The 253-nt window shown below is 69.2% G+C and carries 1 protein-coding gene; it reads right to left on the reverse strand.

What is annotated here, in order from left to right; genetic code table 11:
• Positions 1 to 253, reverse strand: a 253-nt coding sequence (locus tag IF00_RS42345; RefSeq protein WP_030327186.1) for a flotillin family protein, incomplete at both ends; no start/stop codon positions are given.

The following is a 253-nucleotide window of genomic DNA, read 5'->3' on the forward strand; positions in this document are numbered from 1 at the left end:
CGACATCCGGCCCACGATGGAACGCAGGGCGCCCGACAGCACCTCCTGGGTGAAGCCGACGATGCCGTCCTGCTGCATCAGGAACCGCTGCGCGGCCGCGCGGATCGAGTCCTCGGTGCCGCCGACCTTGACGATCGCGACACCTTCGAGGTTGGCCTTCACACCGCGCAGGGTGACCGCGCCGCGCACCGCGACCGGGATGTGCCGGCTGGACAGGTCGAGCGTGAACTTCTGCTGCACGAAAGGCACGACG

Origin of the sequence: Streptomyces flavochromogenes (assembly GCF_000717595.1) — a bacterium.
In the GTDB taxonomy this organism is placed as follows: domain Bacteria; phylum Actinomycetota; class Actinomycetes; order Streptomycetales; family Streptomycetaceae; genus Streptomyces; species Streptomyces flavochromogenes.